A 2,933-nucleotide genomic window follows, 5' to 3' on the forward strand; every position below is an offset into this window, starting at 1 on the left:
AATTAGATAGGATTACTGCAGAGGAAATAAGAACAGTAGCTCAAAAATTCTTTGCGGCTGATCAGATTTCTACTTTGATTTTTGAACAGAACGGGAAAGATTAAAAGCGCGTAAATCGAACGCGATAAGCGAGAAAAGTATAGATAAAAAAAAGGCTGCAGAAATGCAGCCTTTTTTTTGTTTTTGGGTTTAGTTTTTAACGAATCTATTCGTTGTAATTTCTTGTTCTGAACTAACTTGGAGTAGGTATACTCCTTTTTCTAAGCCTTCCAAATTGATGGTGTTATTCAACTTATTCGTTTGAAGGGTATAAACATTTTGTCCTGCCGCATTAATAATGCTAATTGTTTTCTCTGTTCCTTCTTGGAAGATAACATGTAATTGATTATTGGCTGGGTTCGGATAGTATGCGAATTGTTCCGTCTCGAAGTCTTCTGTACTTACATAGTCAATTGTAATACACTCAGAGGTATCCGTACAAGTTCCGTTTGTAATCACACAAGCGTACGATCCGTTTTGTGTTGCAGTAAAGCTTGCGTTTGTTTCTCCCGTGATTTCTGTATTTGTGCTACAATCTATCCATTGGAAAACAGCTCCCGTTGCATTGGCTGTAAGTGTAAGGTCGCCGTTGTCTGTGATTGTATTGTCTATCGTTGCTATGGTTAAATCTAAAGTGATGGATGAGTCACAACCTGTTTGATTGTTTAAGTTCGCAACGTATACACCTGTGGTGTTATAGGTGTTTCCATCTACTGGCCAGTAGTAATCATAACAAGCTGTTACTGTTTGCGTTGTTGTGGTGTTTTGACCAATGCTTAAGTTTAATTGACGGATAGAGTCACACCCGTGTATATTTGTGTAAGTTTCTTGATATGTACCTGGTGTAGTGTAAGTCATTCCATTTACAGGCCAAGTATAAGAAGCTGTACAAGTGTCAACTGTTTCACTAGAGAAGTTTAAACCAGAAGATAAGTAGAGATTTAAAACAGAATCACATCCCGTAGACGAAGTCACAGTAGTGTTAAAGTTTCCTATGCTCGTAATTGTTTGGTTAGCTGCTGCCCAAAAGTAAGATCCACATGTGTAGTCAGATGTGAACGAAGCGGTCATTTGGTAAGGTACGTTAATACCTGTGATATAGTTCGATGAAGTACCGCTCATCGATGCACCACTCATAGTTAACGTGTTTCCATTAGAAGAGAAGTCTATAACTGAGTTCATTCCACTATTAGAACCATTTGCTGTTCCATAGTTGAAGTTATAGTAAGCTACGAGGTTAGTTGGAGATGTACAATATTCAGTGAGCATATCTGCTTGAATGTCTGCTTGAGTGCGGGCAACATTCCATACTCTTACTTCATCGATATCTCCATCAAAATAACCTGTATTATCGTTTCTTTTTCCTATGTAAATATTCGGTTAGGAAGGCGTGTTTAAGCTTACGGTAAAATTACCACTTGCTTCTAAGTTTCCATCGATATAAAGTTTAGCTTTTTGTGTTGAGGCATTTGGATCGTAAGTTGTTGCTACGTGGTGCCATTGACCATCATTAACAGGAGTAGTGGCACTGATTCCATTTCCTCCAACTTCAATACGAATAGAGTTGGACCAGAGAAGGTTAAAGGTGAAGCGAGTTCCAGTGGTCATTGAACCCCAATCCACAATTACTTTTTGGTTTCCATCAGAATTTGCAGTTGTTTTAATCCAAGCTTCAACTGTTCGTGCTGAGCTCCCAGAGGGTGCATTGGAAAAGGAACCTGAGGCGGCATCATTTGAGCCGTCAAAATTAAAAGCGTTTTGTTGTGCAATTCCGGAGGTGGTGAAGGCAAGTGTTAGACTGAAAAATGTCAAAATTTTGTACATTTTTTTGCGCATAGTATTAGTTTTAGTGTTTGTATGTAATTACCTATAAGTCTATGCTTTTTTTGTTACTTATTTGACAATTTAGGGGTAAACAAATGGTAAACATTCTTCTAATATTTTGATATGTTGAAAGTTGTGAAATGGTTAAAACGTAACCTACTAGAGAGTATTCTCTTTGGATTTGCATTGTGGGCTGTGCTCAATTGGGTGCAAACTCCTTCGCTCAAAGCTATGGGGGTTTTTCTTGTGCTTTGTGGTTTTTTGGTGTGGTTACTTGTGTCTAATCAGAAGGCAAAAAAACGAGCAAGAATTCAGCGTTACGTGATCAATACAAATGATAAGTTCTGGTTAAATAAGAATATCCCTTTTTATGAAAATTTAAACCCAGCGCAAAAGAAGATTTTTGAGCATAGAATAGGGTTGTTTTTAGCAGAAATAAGAGTAACTGAAATTGGAAAGGAGCACGCGGAGAAATCTACAGCTTTTTATGTAGCAAGTGCTGCCGTAATTGCTTTTTGGGGATTGCCTTATTGGAACTATGGTGAGCTGAGTGAGGTATTGGTTTACCCAGATAATTTTAATAAAGACTTTGAGGTAGCTCAGACCCATCGTATTCAAGGGCAGGTATATGACGGAGGTTTAATGGATAGCACCATGAGTTTATCTTTAAGTGCTTTAGAATTAGGTTTCAAAAACGACAGTGATAAGAAGAATGTGGGGGTACATGAGTTTGCACATTTGCTGGATAAAGAAGATGGCAGTATAGATGGATTGCCTTTTATGATGAATAAGGAATTACGTGAGAAATGGGCGCAATTGGCAAAGTCTGAAATGTTGAAAATCCAAAATGGAAAGTCAGACATCAATGCCTATGGAGGCACAAATATGGCTGAGTTCTTTGCTGTAATTTTAGAGTATTATAAGGAAAGACCAAAATTACTTCAACGTAAACATCCTGAAATGTACAGTGTTTTGGAGGGATTGTTTCATTATCATGAACATTAAGTTTAGTAAGTATTGTTCTTACTCCTAAACGATTGCTGTGCGCTATGAGTGTGACGTTTTATTGT

Annotated in this window: 2 protein-coding genes and 1 pseudogene; 1 reads left to right on the top strand and 2 read right to left on the bottom strand. The window is 37.6% G+C overall.

From position 1 onward, the window contains the following. Positions 1 to 189 precede the first annotated feature (189 nt). Together R3333_RS13825 and R3333_RS13830 are read right to left on the bottom strand one after the other, a co-directional pair. A complete protein-coding gene (locus R3333_RS13825) occupies positions 190 to 1,308 on the bottom strand; it encodes a T9SS type A sorting domain-containing protein (RefSeq protein ID WP_318959361.1) in 1,119 nt (372 codons plus the stop codon). A gap of 18 nt (positions 1,309 to 1,326) precedes the next feature. Continuing rightward, a pseudogene (locus tag R3333_RS13830) lies at positions 1,327 to 1,875 on the bottom strand (LamG domain-containing protein); the annotation flags it as partial. A gap of 111 nt (positions 1,876 to 1,986) precedes the next feature. On the opposite strand from R3333_RS13830, the gene R3333_RS13835 reads away from it, so the two are divergent. After that, positions 1,987 to 2,868 carry a M90 family metallopeptidase gene (locus R3333_RS13835; protein ID WP_318959360.1) on the top strand — a complete coding sequence of 294 codons (882 nt, stop codon included), beginning with the start codon at positions 1,987 to 1,989 and terminating at the stop codon, positions 2,866 to 2,868. Positions 2,869 to 2,933 lie beyond the last annotated feature (65 nt).

This window comes from Lishizhenia sp. (genome assembly GCF_033720595.1).
Classification (GTDB): domain Bacteria; phylum Bacteroidota; class Bacteroidia; order Flavobacteriales_D; family Crocinitomicaceae; genus Lishizhenia.